General features: G+C 60.9%; 16 protein-coding genes. 9 read left to right on the plus strand and 7 right to left on the minus strand.

From position 1 onward, the window contains the following. The first annotated feature begins 19 nt into the window (after positions 1 to 19). From NKI38_RS08365 to NKI38_RS08375, 3 genes are all read left to right on the plus strand, one after another. Positions 20 to 277, plus strand: a complete 258-nt coding sequence (locus tag NKI38_RS08365; protein WP_352656334.1) for a hypothetical protein — start codon at positions 20 to 22, stop codon at positions 275 to 277. Next, a complete protein-coding gene (locus tag NKI38_RS08370) occupies positions 277 to 885 on the plus strand; it encodes a cysteine hydrolase family protein (RefSeq protein ID WP_352656335.1) in 609 nt (202 codons plus the stop codon). The genes NKI38_RS08365 and NKI38_RS08370 overlap by 1 nt, the downstream gene beginning before the upstream one ends. A 94-nt stretch (positions 886 to 979) precedes the next feature. Further along, positions 980 to 2,248, plus strand: coding sequence for a DUF763 domain-containing protein (locus tag NKI38_RS08375; protein WP_352656337.1), 1,269 nt, complete (start codon positions 980 to 982; stop codon positions 2,246 to 2,248). A 40-nt stretch (positions 2,249 to 2,288) separates the two neighbouring features. Here NKI38_RS08375 and NKI38_RS08380 read toward each other — a convergent pair whose 3' ends face one another. From NKI38_RS08380 to NKI38_RS08400, 5 genes are all read right to left on the minus strand, one after another. After that, entirely contained in the window at positions 2,289 to 2,732 is a 444-nt protein-coding gene (locus NKI38_RS08380; protein WP_352656339.1) for a PPC domain-containing DNA-binding protein, read from the minus strand. Positions 2,733 to 2,785: 53 nt separating this feature from the next. Continuing rightward, positions 2,786 to 3,103: a plasmid stabilization protein gene (locus NKI38_RS08385; RefSeq protein ID WP_352656433.1), complete on the minus strand. Its 318-nt coding sequence runs from the start codon at positions 3,101 to 3,103 to the stop codon at positions 2,786 to 2,788. Between the two features lie 335 nt (positions 3,104 to 3,438). Further along, on the minus strand, positions 3,439 to 5,025 hold the full coding sequence (locus NKI38_RS08390) for a DHA2 family efflux MFS transporter permease subunit (protein ID WP_352656341.1): 1,587 nt from the start codon (positions 5,023 to 5,025) through the stop codon (positions 3,439 to 3,441). A gap of 8 nt (positions 5,026 to 5,033) precedes the next feature. Then, positions 5,034 to 6,029 carry an HlyD family secretion protein gene (locus NKI38_RS08395; RefSeq protein ID WP_352656343.1) on the minus strand — a complete coding sequence of 332 codons (996 nt, stop codon included), beginning with the start codon at positions 6,027 to 6,029 and terminating at the stop codon, positions 5,034 to 5,036. A gap of 337 nt (positions 6,030 to 6,366) precedes the next feature. Continuing rightward, positions 6,367 to 6,549: a hypothetical protein gene (locus tag NKI38_RS08400; protein ID WP_352656345.1), complete on the minus strand. Its 183-nt coding sequence runs from the start codon at positions 6,547 to 6,549 to the stop codon at positions 6,367 to 6,369. A 165-nt stretch (positions 6,550 to 6,714) separates the two neighbouring features. Here NKI38_RS08400 and NKI38_RS08405 point away from each other — a divergent pair, with 165 nt between their 5' ends. Genes NKI38_RS08405 through NKI38_RS08415 form a run of 3 tightly spaced genes read left to right on the plus strand, consistent with a single transcriptional unit; the run spans position 6,715 to position 10,639 of the window. Continuing rightward, on the plus strand, positions 6,715 to 7,332 hold the full coding sequence (locus NKI38_RS08405; RefSeq protein ID WP_352656347.1) for a (2Fe-2S)-binding protein: 618 nt from the start codon (positions 6,715 to 6,717) through the stop codon (positions 7,330 to 7,332). 1 nt (position 7,333) lies between these two features. Beyond that, on the plus strand, positions 7,334 to 8,356 hold the full coding sequence (locus tag NKI38_RS08410; RefSeq protein WP_352656349.1) for an FAD binding domain-containing protein: 1,023 nt from the start codon (positions 7,334 to 7,336) through the stop codon (positions 8,354 to 8,356). 3 nt (positions 8,357 to 8,359) lie between these two features. Next, positions 8,360 to 10,639: a xanthine dehydrogenase family protein molybdopterin-binding subunit gene (locus NKI38_RS08415; protein WP_352656351.1), complete on the plus strand. Its 2,280-nt coding sequence runs from the start codon at positions 8,360 to 8,362 to the stop codon at positions 10,637 to 10,639. 16 nt (positions 10,640 to 10,655) lie between these two features. Here NKI38_RS08415 and NKI38_RS08420 read toward each other — a convergent pair whose 3' ends face one another. Then, positions 10,656 to 12,368, minus strand: coding sequence for an HAD family hydrolase (locus NKI38_RS08420; protein ID WP_352656353.1), 1,713 nt, complete (start codon positions 12,366 to 12,368; stop codon positions 10,656 to 10,658). Positions 12,369 to 12,607: 239 nt separating this feature from the next. Here NKI38_RS08420 and NKI38_RS08425 point away from each other — a divergent pair, with 239 nt between their 5' ends. Then, positions 12,608 to 13,114 (plus strand): YciE/YciF ferroxidase family protein, encoded by a 507-nt coding sequence (locus NKI38_RS08425; protein ID WP_352656354.1) that lies wholly within the window; start codon positions 12,608 to 12,610, stop codon positions 13,112 to 13,114. A 257-nt stretch (positions 13,115 to 13,371) separates the two neighbouring features. Here NKI38_RS08425 and NKI38_RS08430 read toward each other — a convergent pair whose 3' ends face one another. Next, complete coding sequence (locus NKI38_RS08430; RefSeq protein WP_352656356.1) at positions 13,372 to 14,343, minus strand: SDR family oxidoreductase; 972 nt, start codon at positions 14,341 to 14,343, stop codon at positions 13,372 to 13,374. Positions 14,344 to 14,574: 231 nt separating this feature from the next. Here NKI38_RS08430 and NKI38_RS08435 point away from each other — a divergent pair, with 231 nt between their 5' ends. Both NKI38_RS08435 and NKI38_RS08440 read left to right on the plus strand, forming a co-directional pair. Further along, positions 14,575 to 14,796 carry a hypothetical protein gene (locus tag NKI38_RS08435; protein WP_352656358.1) on the plus strand — a complete coding sequence of 74 codons (222 nt, stop codon included), beginning with the start codon at positions 14,575 to 14,577 and terminating at the stop codon, positions 14,794 to 14,796. 217 nt (positions 14,797 to 15,013) lie between these two features. Next, on the plus strand, positions 15,014 to 15,802 hold the full coding sequence (locus NKI38_RS08440; RefSeq protein ID WP_352656360.1) for a GGDEF domain-containing protein: 789 nt from the start codon (positions 15,014 to 15,016) through the stop codon (positions 15,800 to 15,802). Positions 15,803 to 15,927: the final 125 nt, after the last annotated feature.

Genomic DNA, 15,927 nt, shown 5'->3' on the forward strand with positions numbered 1-15,927 from the left:
CTTGTCTAAATGTTGATAAATGGCAGCCATCGGAATTTCTTGTGAGTTCATCTCCACTGCCGAGGCCTTTGTTCCTTGCCTCAAGGATTTCGTCGGAGCGCCGTTCGCCTCACGGATGCGCTCTACCCGCGAATGGCGTCGATCCATGAGGCGGAAACGTCGATGGCTGATGTCGGTTCCTGATGAGGAACGAGTGCCGGCACGGGACGTTCTGATCGATGCCTCCCACGGCAAGGAAAAGCTCGTGAAAGAATCCGACCGGGTACGGATTTCCTGATGTCGATGCCGGGTCTTACATACGGGCCTCTGGGCGACCGCTGCATGCATGTCTGTGTTGACATGCAGCGGCTGTTTGCCGAGCCGTCACAATGGGCAACCCCCTGGATCACTCGCGTCCTGCCTCGCATCGAGAGCTTGGTCGAAAGGAGGGCGCAGCAGACGGTCTTCACGCGCTTCCTGCCTGCCCAGAAGCCGGGGCAGGGTGTCGGCACATGGAAACGCTACTATGAGCGCTGGACCTCGATGACGATCGAAAGTATCGGCGACGAAATGGTCGAACTGTTGCCGGCATTGGCCGCTTATTGCCCGCCGGCCGCGGTCATCGACAAGCACATCTACTCGCCCTGGTTTGAGGGCCGGCTCAGGGCTTTTCTGACGGAGCGCGATATCGACACGCTGGTCATCACCGGCGGCGAAACCGACGTATGCGTTCTGGCCACGGTGCTCGGAGCAATCGATTTCGGGTATCGCGTGGTTCTCGTTACGGACGCGCTGTGCAGTTCTTCCGACGCGACGCATGATGCGCTCCTGACCGTTTATCACCAGCGATTTGCGCAGCAGGTCGAAACGGTCGAGATGGAGATGGTTCTCTCGCACTGGACTTGATGTCGCCGGGCGCAGCCAGCCAGAAGCATCGAGTGCTTCTTCGTGCGGTCTGGGGTACCTATCTATCGAGGGAACGGCAGGCATAGGAACAGACGTGGCGCAACGATCGGGAAGTGCTGATCTTCCACTTCACGGTGGACGCGTGCCGAAATGGCTTGGCGACCGCATGACGCGCCTGGGCGCCGTGATGTGCGAGGCAATCATTCATCACTACGGTCGCAACGAGTTGCTGCGCCGGTTGGCGCACCCGTTCTGGTTCCAATCCTTTGGCGCCGTCATGGGCATGGACTGGCACTCGTCCGGTATCACGACCAGCGTCGTCGGCGCCTTGAAACGCGGTCTGACGCCGCTCTCCGGCGAACTTGGCATTCATGTCTGCGGCGGCCGCGGCACGCATTCGCGCAAGACCCCGCATGAACTTGCAATCATCGGCGAGCGTGTTGGTTTTGATGGAGCGGGCCTGGCAACCGTCAGCCGGCTTGTCGCCAAAGTGGACAGCGCCGCCGTCCAGGATGGCTTCGATCTTTATCTGCATGGGTTCATCGTTACCGATGACGGCGACTGGGTCGTGGTCCAGCAAGGCATGAACGGCGACAGCAAGGTGGCGCGCCGCTATCATTGGCTGTCCGAAGGTTTGAAGAGTTTCGTCGATCAGCCGCACACCGCCATTGAGGGCGCCAACCAAGGCGAGATCGTCAATCTGACCGACCGGCGCGCCGAAGCTTCGCGCCAGGGACAGTTGGATCTGTTGCAGGACCTTGGGCCGGATCGCATCCTCAAGGAGTTCGCCGCATTGGAGCGCGGTGCGGCACCGGCACCGGCACCGGCACCGCAACAGCTGTTGCTGGCGCATCTGATCATGCCAGCTCATCACGACGTGCGCGAAAGCGATGTCATCATGCGTCGGCTGCATGGAAACATGGCGGCCGCCGCCGAACGTGGCCCTGAGGATTTTTCCGAGCTCCTTCTGGTACCAGGTGTTGGTGCGCGCACGGTGCGCGCGCTGGCTCTCGTCGCCGAAGTGGTGCATGGCGCGCCATGCCGTTTTTCCGATCCCGGCCGTTTCTCCCTGGCACATGGCGGCAAGGACAGGCACCCATTCCCTGTGCCGCTAAAGGTCTATGACGAGACCATCGGGGTGCTGAAGTCCGCCGTGCAAAAGGCGAAACTTGGTCATGAAGAAGAAATCGGCGCCTTGAGGCGGTTGGACGACCAGTCGCGGCAGGTCGAGCGATACGTCACCGGCCCCAGCCTGAAGGAAATTGTCGCCGGAGAATTCGACCAGTCGCATCTGCTTGGCGGTCGCAGTGTTTTTGGCTGGGAAGCCGCACCGGACAAGGTGCCGGCGGAGAAGAAGGCGTGACAAGATCGCCCTTGAGCGAGCCCAGGCCGGGTTTTGTCCTTCACGCGTCCAGATCGATCAAAGCGACGCCGAGCTCGGGACGCTTGCGGCGGCGCAAGTGACCGGGCGCTTCCACCAAGGTGATTTCAAGCGTTGGCCGAACGATGCCGTCGAGCAGGTGTCCACCCCGGGTGGTGCCGTCGCTCAATCCGAGCACCGCGTGGATGTGCAGGCTAGGCTTGCCATTGTCGCCCAGCGCTACGTCGCCGATCGCACTCAGAACCTCGCATTGTTCGTCGATCGGGATTTTGCGATAGGTCTTCGCATTCGGATCAAACCAGCCCACGGTGGCTCTTTCGAAAGCCCCTATGGCGGTCAAGGACGCACTGCCGACTTTCTGATCGACCGCAAAGGCGGTCAGCGCGGCGAACGCTTCCTCGCCGGGGTCGAGCACCACGACGAATGTCCTTTGTCCGCTGATCTCGTTGACGAGCTGCGATTTCATGCCGGCACTCCCCGTCGCGTTGAGCCTTGTCGGGCTGAGCGGCTTCGTCCAGGTCAATGAACTCGGTGTTCGGCATTCCGCTTCCGTGTTGCTGCAGCTTTCTTTGCCGATTCCGATCGGCTAGCGGCTGACCGTGACGCGGATGCCTTGCCCCCGCTTTTGCCGCCCTTATGCGCCGCGGGATTGCCGGTATGTTTGCCGCGCCCGGAGCCGCCTTCCTTCTTGCCGCCGGCATCGTCCTTGTTGACGGTCGCCCATGCCCGCCTTTCGGCTTCCTGCTCGGAGACCCCGCGCTTCTCATAACCTTCCGCAATATGATCGGCTTTGCGTTCCTGCTTGTCGGTGTATTTCGACTTGTCGCCTCGTGGCATGACTGTTTCTCCTGTTCTGTAGAGTCTGACCGGAAACGGAAAGACAGCGCGGGAGTTCCAATCGGAATTCGGAAACAACCCGATCTCACGAAACTGCCCGGTCATGGCATGCGGAGATTCGCATAGCTGCGGACCGGGCGGGACAGATGCTTTTTGCCATTCCTTGGCCAGAATATGAAACCGGGAAAACTATCCTGTTCACCATACCGCCGTGCCCGGTTGACGCGGTCCACAGCACTGGAGACAACGCCGGCCCCCAAACGAACGTTCCGGCGAGTTCCAATGGAGCGAGGAGTTCCAATCGGAAATTCGCAACATGCACGCAAGGCGTGGAACTATCGCCCGCCGGGCTTTGGTTTGGGAGACCGCAGCAGCAAGGCGAGAGGAACAAACAGGGCGGCCGCGATTGCGCAGTACCGAAAGACGTCGACATAGGCGAGCAGCGAAGCCTGGCGCGCAATCAACTGCCCGACCCAGCCGATCGCCTGCTGCTTCGCTTCGACCATCGGTGAGCCCTGAGCGACGAAGTGCTCGGTCACCTGACGCAGCACCTGTTGATAGGCAGGTGACGATTGCGCGGTATGGCTGACAAGGTTCGATTGATGCAGCTGCGCGTTTTGAGCGATCACGGTGTTGGACAATGACACGCCGATGCTGCCGCCGATGTTGCGGGCAACGTTGATCAGCGCCGACGCCTGGTTGGTCTGCTGCGGAGCGAGACCGACGTAAGCCGCAGTCGAAATGGGGATGAACAGGAACGGCAGGCCGATCATCAGGAAGATGCGCGCAAAGGCAAAGAAGCGGAAGCTGGCATCCGGGGTGAGCGACGTCATATGCCACAGGGCGACCACCACAACCGACATGCCCATCATGATCAAATATTTGGGCTGAACGAAGCCGGCGGCAAATCCGGAAATCGGCATCAGCATCAGCATGGCGATGCCGCCCGGCATCATCGAAAGGCCCGACAGGGTCGCCGTGTAGTCGAAGGCGGTCTGTTGCAGCTGCGGCATCAACTGCGTGGTGCTGAACAGCACGGCGCCGACCGCCATCATCACCAGGAATGACATGCCGAACTGACGGCTGAACAGCAGGCGGATATCGACGATCGGATCGCGGTGGCTGAATTCCCATGGGATGAGCAGCAGGAACGAGATCACCGAAATCACCGCGAAAGTCAAGATGAAACCCGATGCGAACCAGTCGTTGCGCTGACCTTCATCAAGGAAGATTTCCAGGCAGCCAAGCGCGGTCGCCACCAGGATGAACCCGACCCAGTCGATCCTGAGGCCGCCTTGCAATCGCTCCTGGCGTTCGCGCTCGAGCACGTCCGGTTCGACGACCAGCCACTGCACCAAAGCGAGCGACATGATGCCGAACGGCACGTTGATGAAGAAAATCCAGTGCCAGGAGAAATGGTCGGTCAGCCAGCCGCCGATGGTCGGCCCGACCGTCGGTGCGACGATGACGGCTATGCCGTAGAGGGCGAACGCCTGGGAACGCTTTTCGGGTGGAAAGGTGTCGGCAAGGATGGATTGTTCGCTCGGCGCCATGCCGCCGCCGCCGAGGCCCTGCAGGACCCTGAACAGGATGAGCAATTCCAGATTTGGCGCCAGTCCGCACAGCAGCGATGCGGTGGTGAAGATCGCCACGCACAGCATGTAGTAGCGCTTGCGGCCGATCACGCTGGCCAGCCAGCCGCTGACCGGGATGATCACGGAATTCGCGACCAGATAGGTGGTGATCACCCAGGTGCTTTCGTCCATCCCGGCCGCAAGGCTGCCGGCGATGTTGCGTAACGCTACGTTGGCGATCGAGGTGTCCAGAACCAGCATGAAGGTCGCGATCGAGACGACAATCGCGATCAGCCATGGATTGCGCCCGCCAGCAGCCGACCGGCTTTCGCTTTGGGCGCCGACCATTTCGCCACTCATCGTACCTTGACTGTCGGCACCACCGACAGGCCCGGACCCAGCAGCACGCCGGGCGGTTTATCGAAGACGATCTTCACCGGCACGCGCTGCACCACCTTGACGAAGTTGCCGGTGGCATTCTCGGCCGGCAGCAGGCTGAAGGCGGTGCCGCTGCCTGCCTGGATGCTGTCGACGCGGCCATGGAAGGATCTTTCCGGATAGGCGTCGATATCGATGTCGACCGGCTGTCCCGGCCGCATCAGATCGAGCTGGGTTTCCTTGAAGTTGGCCTTCACCCAGACCTCGTCGGGAACAAACATCATCAGCACCTGGCCGGGCTGGGCATAGGTGCCCTTGGCAACCGAAATGCTGGTTGCCCGTCCGGCAACAGGTGCCGTGATGGTCGTGCGCGACAGCGTGGTGCGCGCTTGGTCCTGGTTGGCCTTGGCCTGATCTAGCTTGGCTTCGGCGCTCTTGGTCTGTGCCTGCAAGACCGTGACCTGGCTTTTTGCGGCAGCCAGATTGGCCTCAGCGCTGTCGAGAGCAGCCTGGTCCTGGCGCAGCGTCGACGCGGCCTGCTGTGCCTGCTGCTGGGTGGCCGTGCCGTTGGCCAGAAGTTCACGGTTGCGCTGGTCCTCGGCCTTGGCGAAATCGAGTGCTGCCTGGGCCTGTGCCATCTGCTTCTGCGCTTCGTCGATCTTTGCGTTTTGTGCTTCGATCTGAGCCTCGACGTCGACAATGTCGGCCTGCGCCGAGCCCACGCCGGCATCGGCCTGTTTGAGGGCGGCCTGATAGTCGCTGTCGTCGATGCGCAACAGGACGTCGCCCGCCTTGACGGGTTGGTTGTCGGTCACCGCGAGGTCGGTGATACGTCCCGATATCTCGGCGCCGATGGTTATCGTGCGGGCGTCGATGAAGGCATCATCCGTGGATTCATACTGGCGAGCATTCAGCCACCACATGATCAGTCCCACGGCGGCCAGCAACAGCACGATCAGGATTGCAGCGGACACGTAAGGATGCCGCCGGGGGGAACTCAGGAGGCTGGGCTGCCTTGGTTCGCCGGCCTCCTGGTCGCCGGCCTTTTTTTTACGCGGTTCGCGATCGGAAGACTTGGTCCGCGCCGCATCTTTCCTTCTTTCTGGCGAGGCCTCCGATCTGGCCTTGCTCGAAGTGCCGCGCGTATCTCCGGTTTCGGATTCTTTGGTTTGCGTTTTCGCGTCCACAGGAAAACTCTCAAGCAAAGGCGCCGCCCGCTCTTGATTCAAGTCAACGACAGCTGTCCACAAAGGTTCCTGACAGGGCTGGCAGAGGTAGTTTGCCTTCGGCAGGGGGAAACGCCTTGACCAATCAGCCGACAGCGAACCTGACCACCGCGATGAGGATTACGATGCCGACCAGGCCTGCGACGAAGATGATCCGGCGTGTGCGGGTTCGCAGGATGATCTCACCTTGCCGCGCCTGCTCAGCCGAAAAGACGGGGCCTTCATCACCATCTTGATCGCTGCGTCGATCGCTCCGATCACTGCTCATGATCGTCTCCTTCCTTGGAACCTGTCGAGGACAACCACCGCCCTGCGGCTCAAGTTCCGCATGACCGCCTCTGCAAGAGCAGCGATCACAGCGACGTGAGGAGGGAACTTTGTTTCCCGCGAGCAGTTTGGTCCGCTTGAGACCTCAGCCAGCCGGAAGCCAGCCATGTCCAATTCCACAAATCCCAGCGGCCTGAGCAGACGCTCCTTCATGACGGGCTCTGTTTCGGCAGCAGCGGCAATGCCGCTCATAGCCACGTCGACAAAAGCCGCCGAGCCGCCGACTGCCAAAGCGGCCGCGCCGCGCGATCTGTCGACGATTTCGATGCGGATCAACAAGCAGGCCTACACCCTCGCGCTCGACAATCGCACGAGCCTGCTTGACGCACTGCGCGATCATGTTGGCCTGACGGGCACCAAGAAAGGTTGCGATCACGGTCAGTGCGGCGCCTGCACCGTTCTTGTCGATGGGAAGCGGGTGCTCTCCTGCCTGAGCTTCGCCGTCATGAACCAAGGCCGCGAGGTCACGACCGTGGAAGGCCTGGCTTCAGCTGACGGAGAGTTGCATCCGGTGCAGCAGGCCTTTGTCGACCATGATGCCTTTCAATGCGGCTACTGCACGCCGGGCCAGATCATGTCCGCCATCGGCTGCATCAACGAAGGCCATGCCGGGTCGGACAATGACATCCGCGAGTATATGAGCGGCAATCTGTGCCGATGCGCTGCCTACCCCAACATCGTCGCGGCGATCGTTCAGGCACGCGACGAGATCAGGAGGGCCTAGGATGCATCCTTTCGTCTATGAAAGACCAACGAGCGTTTCGGTGGCGATCGCCATGGCGTCCCACCTCGACGCCAGGCATGTTGCGCCGACACAGGCCAATACCCAGTTCATCGCCGGCGGCACCAATCTGGCCGACTACATGAAGCTTGGCGTCGCGCAGCCTGAGCGACTGCTCGACCTCAACAATCTTGCCGAGCCTGCCCTGCGGCGGATCAGGGTAAGCGATGATACCATCCGGTTCGGGGCGCTGGTCCGCATGGGCGAAGCAGCTGATAACAACAACGTCAGGCATCGTTGTCCGCTCCTTGCCGACAGCCTGAAATTCGCCGCCAGCGGCCAGCTTCGCAACATGGCCAGCCTTGCCGGCAATGTGCTGCAGCGAACGCGCTGCGAGTATTTTCGTGAAACCTCCTGGCCGTGCAACAAGCGTGAGCCCGGTTCCGGCTGTGCCGCGATGGAAGGGGTAAACCGCCAGCATGCCGTGCTCGGCACCAGCGATGCCTGCATCGCTACCTATCACGGCGATTTCGCCCAAGCCCTGATTGCTCTCGATGCGGTCGTCGAGGTGGAGGGACGGCATGGTCCGCGCAAGATCCCGTTCGCCAGACTGCATCGGCTTCCCGGCGACACGCCCGACATCGAGACGGATCTGGCCGCCGATGAAGTCATCGTCGCCATCGATGTTCCGCTCGAGGCATGGAGCCGTCGCTCGCACTACCTGAAGATACGCGATCGCGAATCCTATGCGTTCGCGCTGGCCTCGGCGGCGGTTGCGCTGGACATGGATGGAGACACTGTCAGGCACGCGCGTATCGCGCTGGGTGGCGTCGCGACCGTGCCATGGCGTGCGAGGGCGGCGGAGGACGCGCTTCAAGGCAAGGTGTTGGAAGAGGATGTGGCCGAAACGGCCGCAGCCGCCGCTTTCGCCGATGCCAAACCGCGAGAACACAACGCGTTCAAGGTACCGCTCGGCAAGCGCACGCTGGTGCGAGCGTTGCTCGAAACCCGCGACATGAAGGTCTGAGCCATGAACCAAGCCGCGCCAGTTCCAAAAGAAAACCAAGGCGAACCGGTTGTCCGTATCGACGCCCTCCTGAAGGTTACCGGACAGGCCAGCTATCCGGCCGACATCGCCACAGCCAATGTCGCTTATGGTGCTCTTGCCACCAGCAGCATCGCTCGGGGCAAGGTTTCCAAACTCCATACGGATGACGCCAGGGCCGTGCCCGGAGTGCTGGACATCATGACCTACGGCGACATGGACAAGACCGATACGCCGAAATTTGGCAACACTGGTGCAAGCTCCATCGCGCCCTTGCACGACAAGACAATTTTCCACGACGGCCAGATCATCGCAATGGTTGTTGCCGAGACATTCGAGGCGGCGGAAGAAGCGGCGATGTTGATCCGTGCCGATTACGAAGACGACCCGCCCAGCGCCAGCTTCGATTCCAAAGGCGCGAAGGTGGAACCGGCGGCCGGCAAGAGCCCGATGTTGAAGGAGGATGTCAAAGCCGGCGACTTCGACACCGCCTATGCATCCGCTGCCGTCAAGATCGACCAGAAATACTCGACGCCGACACAACATCACAATCCGATCGAATTGTTTTCGACCACGGCGATGTGGCAAGGCGATCAACTCACCGTCCATGAGCCAAGCCAGAATGTCACCGGCTGGAAAATCGAACTCGCCCGGCAGTTGAAGATCGATCCAGCCAATGTGCGGATTGTCAGCCCTTACGTAGGTGGCGCCTTCGGCTCCAAGGGGCCGATGACCGCTCGCACGGCAATTGTCGCGGTTGCGGCGCAGCGTGTTGGACGGCCGGTACGCTGCGTCGTCAACCGGATGCAGGCTTTCAACACCCAGACCTATCGCGCCGAGACTCGGCATCGAATCCGCATAGGCGCCGGCAAGGACGGCCGCATCACGGCGTTCGGACATGAGGGCTGGGAGGTGACATCACGCCCTGACTCTTATGTCGTCGGCGGCACGTCAGCCACCGGCCGCATGTACAACTATGGCTCGGTGCTCACTCACGTCTCGCTCGTCCATGCCGATCGCAACACACCGGGCTACATGCGCTCGCCGCCCGAGACGCCCTATGTCTACGCGCTCGAAAACGCCATGGACGAAATGGCCGTGGCGCTCGGGATGGATCCCGTCGAGTTTCGGCGTGTCAACGAGCCTGAAAAAGAGCCGATCGGCGGCAAGCCGTTCTCCAGCCGGTCGCTGGTCAAATGCTATGACCAGGCTGCGCAAGCCTTCGGCTGGTCGAAGCGCGATGCCGCGGTTGGGTCGATGCGCGACGGCGACTGGCTGGTCGGCATGGGTTGCGCGACCGCCATCTATCCAACGGCCAGCGCGCCATGCGCGGCCCGTGTCCGCCTGACGGCCGATGGCCAGGTTCGCGTTCAGTGTGGCTCGCATGAGATCGGCACCGGTGTGCGCACCGTGGCAGGCCAGATGGCGGCTGAACGTCTTGGGATAGGGATGGACAAGGTCAGCGTCGAGATGGGCGACAGCGCCTTGCCGCCGGCGCCGGTCTCGGGCGGCTCGATTTCAACGGCCAGCGTCTGCTCGGCGGTTCTGAAGGCCTGTGACGCCGTGCGCGGAAAACTTTTCGCGGCAGCCGTTGCTGGAGACGGGCCATTGGCTGGTTCCGGCAATGCCAAGCTGGAAATGGAGCGAGAGAAAATCGTGGCCAGCGGCGGCAAATCCGCCAAGCTGTCGGATGTCTTCAAGGCGATGCAGATCGGCGCCATAGAAGAATACGCCGAATTTGCGCCAAAGGGTTCGACGCCGGAAGCACTGAAGAAACTTTATGCCGGGCAGGCGGAATTCCACGGCGGCGATCAGGACAAGGATTCGGTGAAATATGCCTTTGGCGCCGAGTTCGTCGAAGTCCGCATCAACAGTTACACACGCGAAATTCGGGTGCCGCGCATCGTCGGTGCCTTTGCCGCGGGGCGTATCATGAACACGCGCACCGCGCGCAGCCAACTGATGGGCGGCATGATCTGGGGTATTGGCCAGGCCCTTCACGAGGCGACGGAAATCGACCGGCGCAACGCCCGTTATGTCAATCGTGACCTGCAAGATTATCTGGTGCCGGTCAACGCGGACATCAAACAGGTCGACGTCATCCTTGTTCCGGAGGTCGACCTGGACGTCAACCCAGCCGGCGTCAAGGGATTGGGCGAACTTGGCAATGTCGGGACGGCGGCGGCCGTGGCCAGCGCCGTATACCATGCCACTGGCAAGCGCATTCGCGATCTGCCGATCAGGATAGACCAACTGATCATTTGAGGTTTTTGAACACTGGCTATTCCTCCGGCGCCGTGGCGGGTGCCGTATATCGCCGCCGAACCGCGTCGAGCACGCGCTTGCGGCTTTCCTCGGCTGAAAGCGTTTCGTCCTTTTCCGCCTCGGCCGTTTCCCGTGCCAGCTCCTTGTCCCTGATCTGCTGGCGGAACCATTTGGAGTAGTCGCCGGCGCGCAGGTGAAACTCCCAGGTCTTGTCGTCTATGCCTTCGGCCATCTGGACGAAAATCATCAGATTGTGGGCCCTGAGATTCATCGCGTCGTCGGGACCGTGGAAATAGAAGCTGCCCGCCTCATCGAGTTGCCCCTCGGCATATTTGCGGCTGTGCCGCTTGAGCGACTGGCGCGGCTCGATCACCTTGACCATGGCAAGTTTTTTGCCTTTCTGCGGCCGCCAGAACAACACGCGATCGCCCTTGGGCGTGGAAATCTCCTTTGGCGGCTCGATGCCGGCCTCTTTGCAGAAGACCTTGACGACGTCCTTCGCCTTGGGGCCAAGCGCAATGATGGCCGTAACCAGGCGCAAGGCGTCGGTCGAGATCGCTTCCGGATGAACGGTGATCAGGATCGTGCCCGGCAATTCCAATGACAGGACCGTCCGCGTATCATCGCGCCGCTTGGGCAGGAGATGGTGTGCTTCGTCGATGACGAGCCAATGCGGTCTCGCGGTGCGACGGCGGAAACTGCTGAGGCCAGGCAGCAGGTCGGCAAAGAAATCCGGCCGCTCATTGACGCGCAGGGCCAGTCCATTGACGACGATGTTGCTATCGGCCTTGGCGATCAGATCCAATACTTGCGCCTTTGTCGGCGCGCTGGAGCCGTCTCCCAGCCGAACGGCGCCTTCGAGACCGTCATAATCGCCCTCGGGATCTAAGACGCAGAACTGAAACCGGCTCTCGACGAAGCGCTCCGTCAGCGCGGTGGCCAGGGTGGATTTGCCGATGCCCGAACTGCCGGCGATGAGGACCGTATCGGTTGGCGACAAATAGATCTCGTCGCCGCCGGCTGATCCGAGAACGATGCCGTCATGGCGCCTCGGCACGATCTCATGATCGCGCTTGATCAGTTTGTCGACCAGTTCCTCCACGCCCTTTCCACGGGCGCCACGCATGACCAGATCGGCGGTGATCTTGACGGCGGGAATTGCATTGTCGACGGCGACGCTGCAGCCACATGCCTGCAGGAAGGCATGATCGTTCTCGGCGTCGCCGACACCCACCACATTGTGTGGTGACAGCCGAAGATCCTGCAGTGCCGCGGTCAGTCCGGTGGCTTTGTTGATGCCGCTCGGCAGGATCATCACCGCGCCCTTGTTGAAGATGATTTCCAGCTCCAGCCCCAGTTTCTTGATGACCTCGAGCACGGTGGCCTGATGGGGCTCCCAGGTAGCGACGATCGATCGCCCGACCGAAAGCGGCTTGACGCCATGCTTCTTCAGCTTGGCGACGAATTTGGGTTCCGGCGATGGCGAAATCACCCGTTCTTCCTCGCTGGCCGGTGTGTAGATCAGCGCTCCATTCTCGGCGACGACCTTGTCGAACAGGCCGATTTCGGGAAAGACGCGCTTCAAATCGGGCAGTTCGCGCCCGGTGACCAGAACCAGCTTGCGGCCACTTTTCTTGAACTGCTCAAGAGCAACGAGCGTTTTCGTGGCGACGATTCCGTCATGAGCCAGTGTGCCGTCATAGTCCGTCGCCAACGCAATGAAATACATTCTGCCGACCTCTCACAGTTCCGGTTCGCGTTCCGGTTAGAACGTGTGATCGAGACAAAGGCTCCCACCGGAAGTGGATCGCAGGGTTTCGAAAAAAGGGGTGACGGTTTCGCCCCGGAAATCAGGAACTCCTCCGGTACCGGCACGTTGACCAGCAAGCCGGGATTTAGTCCCGGCTTTCGCGGGTGGCGGGCAAGCCGCCGCCTAAGTCAACCTTCAGAACAATGAAAGGCAAGGCCATGGGCTTCTTTTCGAAGGATATCAAAACACTCGACGATCTCTTCGTTCACACGCTGCGCGACATCTATTATGCCGAAAGGCAGATCGAGAAAGCGCTGCCGAAGATGATCGGCAAGGCAACCGACCCGCAATTGAAAGCCGGATTCGAAAAACACCTTGAGCAGACCAGGGGCCATGTAGAGCGCGTGGAACAGGTGTTCGAGTTGCATGGCGTCAAGGCCAAGGAGGTCAACTGCCCGGCGATCGACGGCATTCTCGAGGAAGCCGACGACGTAAGCGGCGACGTCGACGACAAGGACGTTCTCGATGCGGCGCTGATAGCCTCGGCACAGGCCGTCGAGCACTACGAGATGACCCGCTATGGCACGCTCATCGCCTGGGCCAAGCAGCTTGGCCGCAGCGATTGCGCCAACGTACTGGCCAAGAACCTGAAGGAAGAACAGGCGACCGATCGCAAGCTCACCGAAATAGCGGAAAGCAAGATCAACCTGCAGGCAGCCGAATGAGCCTACTCAAGTCGGCCGGCCAGCGCACCGGCTGGCTGGCCGATCCAAATAGCCAACTACTAGCGCGCCGGGTCGACTCCCAAGGCCGCCGATTGCTGCCTCAGTGTTTCGTTATCGTCGTGCGGCACCTGTCGGGCAGGTTCCGCAATTTCCTTGCAGATACGGTACGCTACATAGGCAAGCGTCACTGTGAAAAGCAGACGAACCATCCATCTCGCTCCCTGGCCATCATACGTTCAATCTCGGCTGTCCTCATGTCAGTAGCCGCCGATCACCGGCAATATCTCGCCGGTGATGTAGCTCGAGCACTGCGGCGAGGCGAGGAATACATAGGCGGGTGCGAGTTCTTCCGGCTGTGCAGGCCGTTTCATCGGCGTGTCCGCACCGAATTTCGAGACGTCGTCGGCTTCCTTGTCCGACGGGTTGAGCGGCGTCCACACCGGGCCTGGTGCAACTGCGTTCACCCGGATGCCCTTGCCGATAAGGTTGCCCGAAAGCGCGCGCGTAAATGCGTGAATGCCGCCCTTGGTCATCGAATAGTCGATGAGTTGCCTTGAACCGTCGATGCCGGTTACGGAACCGGTGTTGATGACGGCCGAGCCCGGTTTCATGTGCGGCACGGCTTCCTGCGCCATATGAAAATAGCCGTAGAGATTGGTCTTCAGCGTCGTGTCGAAATGTGCCTCTGTCAGCTCGCCGAAGTCGCTGGAATGGATCTGGAAAGCAGCGTTGTTGACCAGCACATCGATGCGACCGAATTTCTGCACCGTGACCGCCACCGCGTTATGGCAATGCTCGCGTTCACTGACATCGGCTTTTATCAGAATACAGCGCCGCCCCTCTTTTTCGACGGCGGCCTTGGTCTCTTCGGCGTCCTTGTCCTCGGCCAGATAGACGATCGCAATGTCCGCGCCCTCGCGGGCAAACAGGACAGCCACCGAGCGGCCGATGCCGGAATCGCCGCCCGTGATGAGCGCTACCTTGTCGTCGAGTTTTTTCGACCCCAGGTAATACGGCGCATCGTAGAGGGGAGCGGGCTCGATCGCCCATTCATGCCCCGGCTTGGGCTGATGTTGCTCGGGAAAGGGCGGCTCCGGATATCTGCGGGCGCCGGCTTGCATTGCGTGTTGGATCTTGCCTTTGCCCCTGGCTTTGTCCTTGGCATCAATGCCGCGCTGGATATGCCGTTGCTTGGCGGCTTCACCCGATGTCTGCGACTTCATCTGCATGGTTGTCTCCTCGGCTTGAAGAGGGAACAACGCATGATGGACAAAAAAGTTTGCGGAAAGACATGGGTACCACTTTTGGCCCGAAGCAGCCGCCCGCGCCGTCGTATTATTTCGTGACTCAACCTTTTCGGAACCTTCCCTCGCACGGCGCGTTTTGGCGCCTGTATTCGCAAAGCCTCATACAAAAAGCGGATCGGTGGGAGGCAAACACGGGTGGGGAGGAGTGTTGCCATGTCGAAGCGAGAAATAGGAATATCTTCGGCCCTGGATCGGCGTATCGCTGACCTCAAGGCCAGGATGCAGGACAACCGGATCACGGAATATGAAATGAAGACCTTTCAGAAAGTGGCTTCCATCATGGGAGGCGGCGAAGGCTCCCTGCGCCTTGATGCCGACGACCTGATCGCGGCATCTTTTGTCGTCGACACGCTGAGTGAACCAACGCTCAACTGACGGCGGACGGCCTGGCTTCGAGCGCCGCCTGCCCTTGCTCAGCCAACAGCTTGGTCCAAATCTTCAAGCTGGGACACAGGACAGCCGCTTTTCGGCGGCTGTCCCTTCGGCGGCTTTTGACCGCGCTATGCCGCCCGATATCGAATTGGAGGTAAAGTCTTATCAATTTGTTTGCGTTGGGTCGTCATAGTAGCGGCGGCTAACGGAGTTGAATGCGATGAAGCTCGATCTATCTCCGGCGAGCTGGGGCAGGGTGATCGCTGTCACCATGGTCGGTACGGCATTCTTCATTGCCGTGGCGTTCTTCGTCGATTCTTTCAACTTCCCCTATCTTTCGCCCGAGGCAGTGTGGCGGGCGCAGATGACCGACCTGATGCTGCCTTTGGTGCTGGGCGGCTCGTTTCTGTTTTTCCTCATGTGGAAGATCCGCCAGCTGGCCATCGCGCAGCGCGACCTCGGCGTCATTGCCGCGACCGACAGCCTGACGGCGGTGCTGAACCGCGGTGCCTTCTCGATGCTGGTCGAGGCCTATCTCGAGCAGACCCGCAAGCAGGAGCAGACCCGTTCGGGGGCGCTGCTGATCATCGACGCCGACCACTTCAAATCGATCAACGACCGCCTGGGCCATGACTGCGGCGATCAGGCGCTCAAGCTGATAGCGCAGGCGATCAAGGGACAACTGCGTGGCGGCGACATTGTCGGCCGCATCGGTGGTGAAGAATTCGGCGTGTTTCTGCCCGGCGTGGATCCCTCGCAATCCTGGGTGGTTGCCGAAAGCATCCGCCGGCGCATCAGGGAGATGGACTTCTCGCCCGGTGGCAGGCCTTGCCCGCTGTCCGTCAGCATCGGCGGCACGAGCTTTACCGGCCCGATCACCTATGAGGAGATCTTCTCCGCCGCCGACAGAAGGCTCTACACGGCCAAGTCGAACGGGCGCGATCAGGTCAGCTTCGATCCGGCGGGGGCTACTCCGGCGCCTCTGCCCAGCGTCGCCACGGTGCATTGACAAAGGTCTGATCAAAAGCGGTCATTGCAACCTTAGACCGTCGCGTCCTGTAGGCACGAAAACCCTCGGCATTCCCGCAACACGCTGATTTGTACAAGCTGTTGCGCGGAGGGCGCTTTCGCTTT

Origin of the sequence: Mesorhizobium sp. M0621 (assembly GCF_040320745.1) — a bacterium.
Taxonomy (GTDB): Bacteria; Pseudomonadota; Alphaproteobacteria; order Rhizobiales; family Rhizobiaceae; genus Mesorhizobium.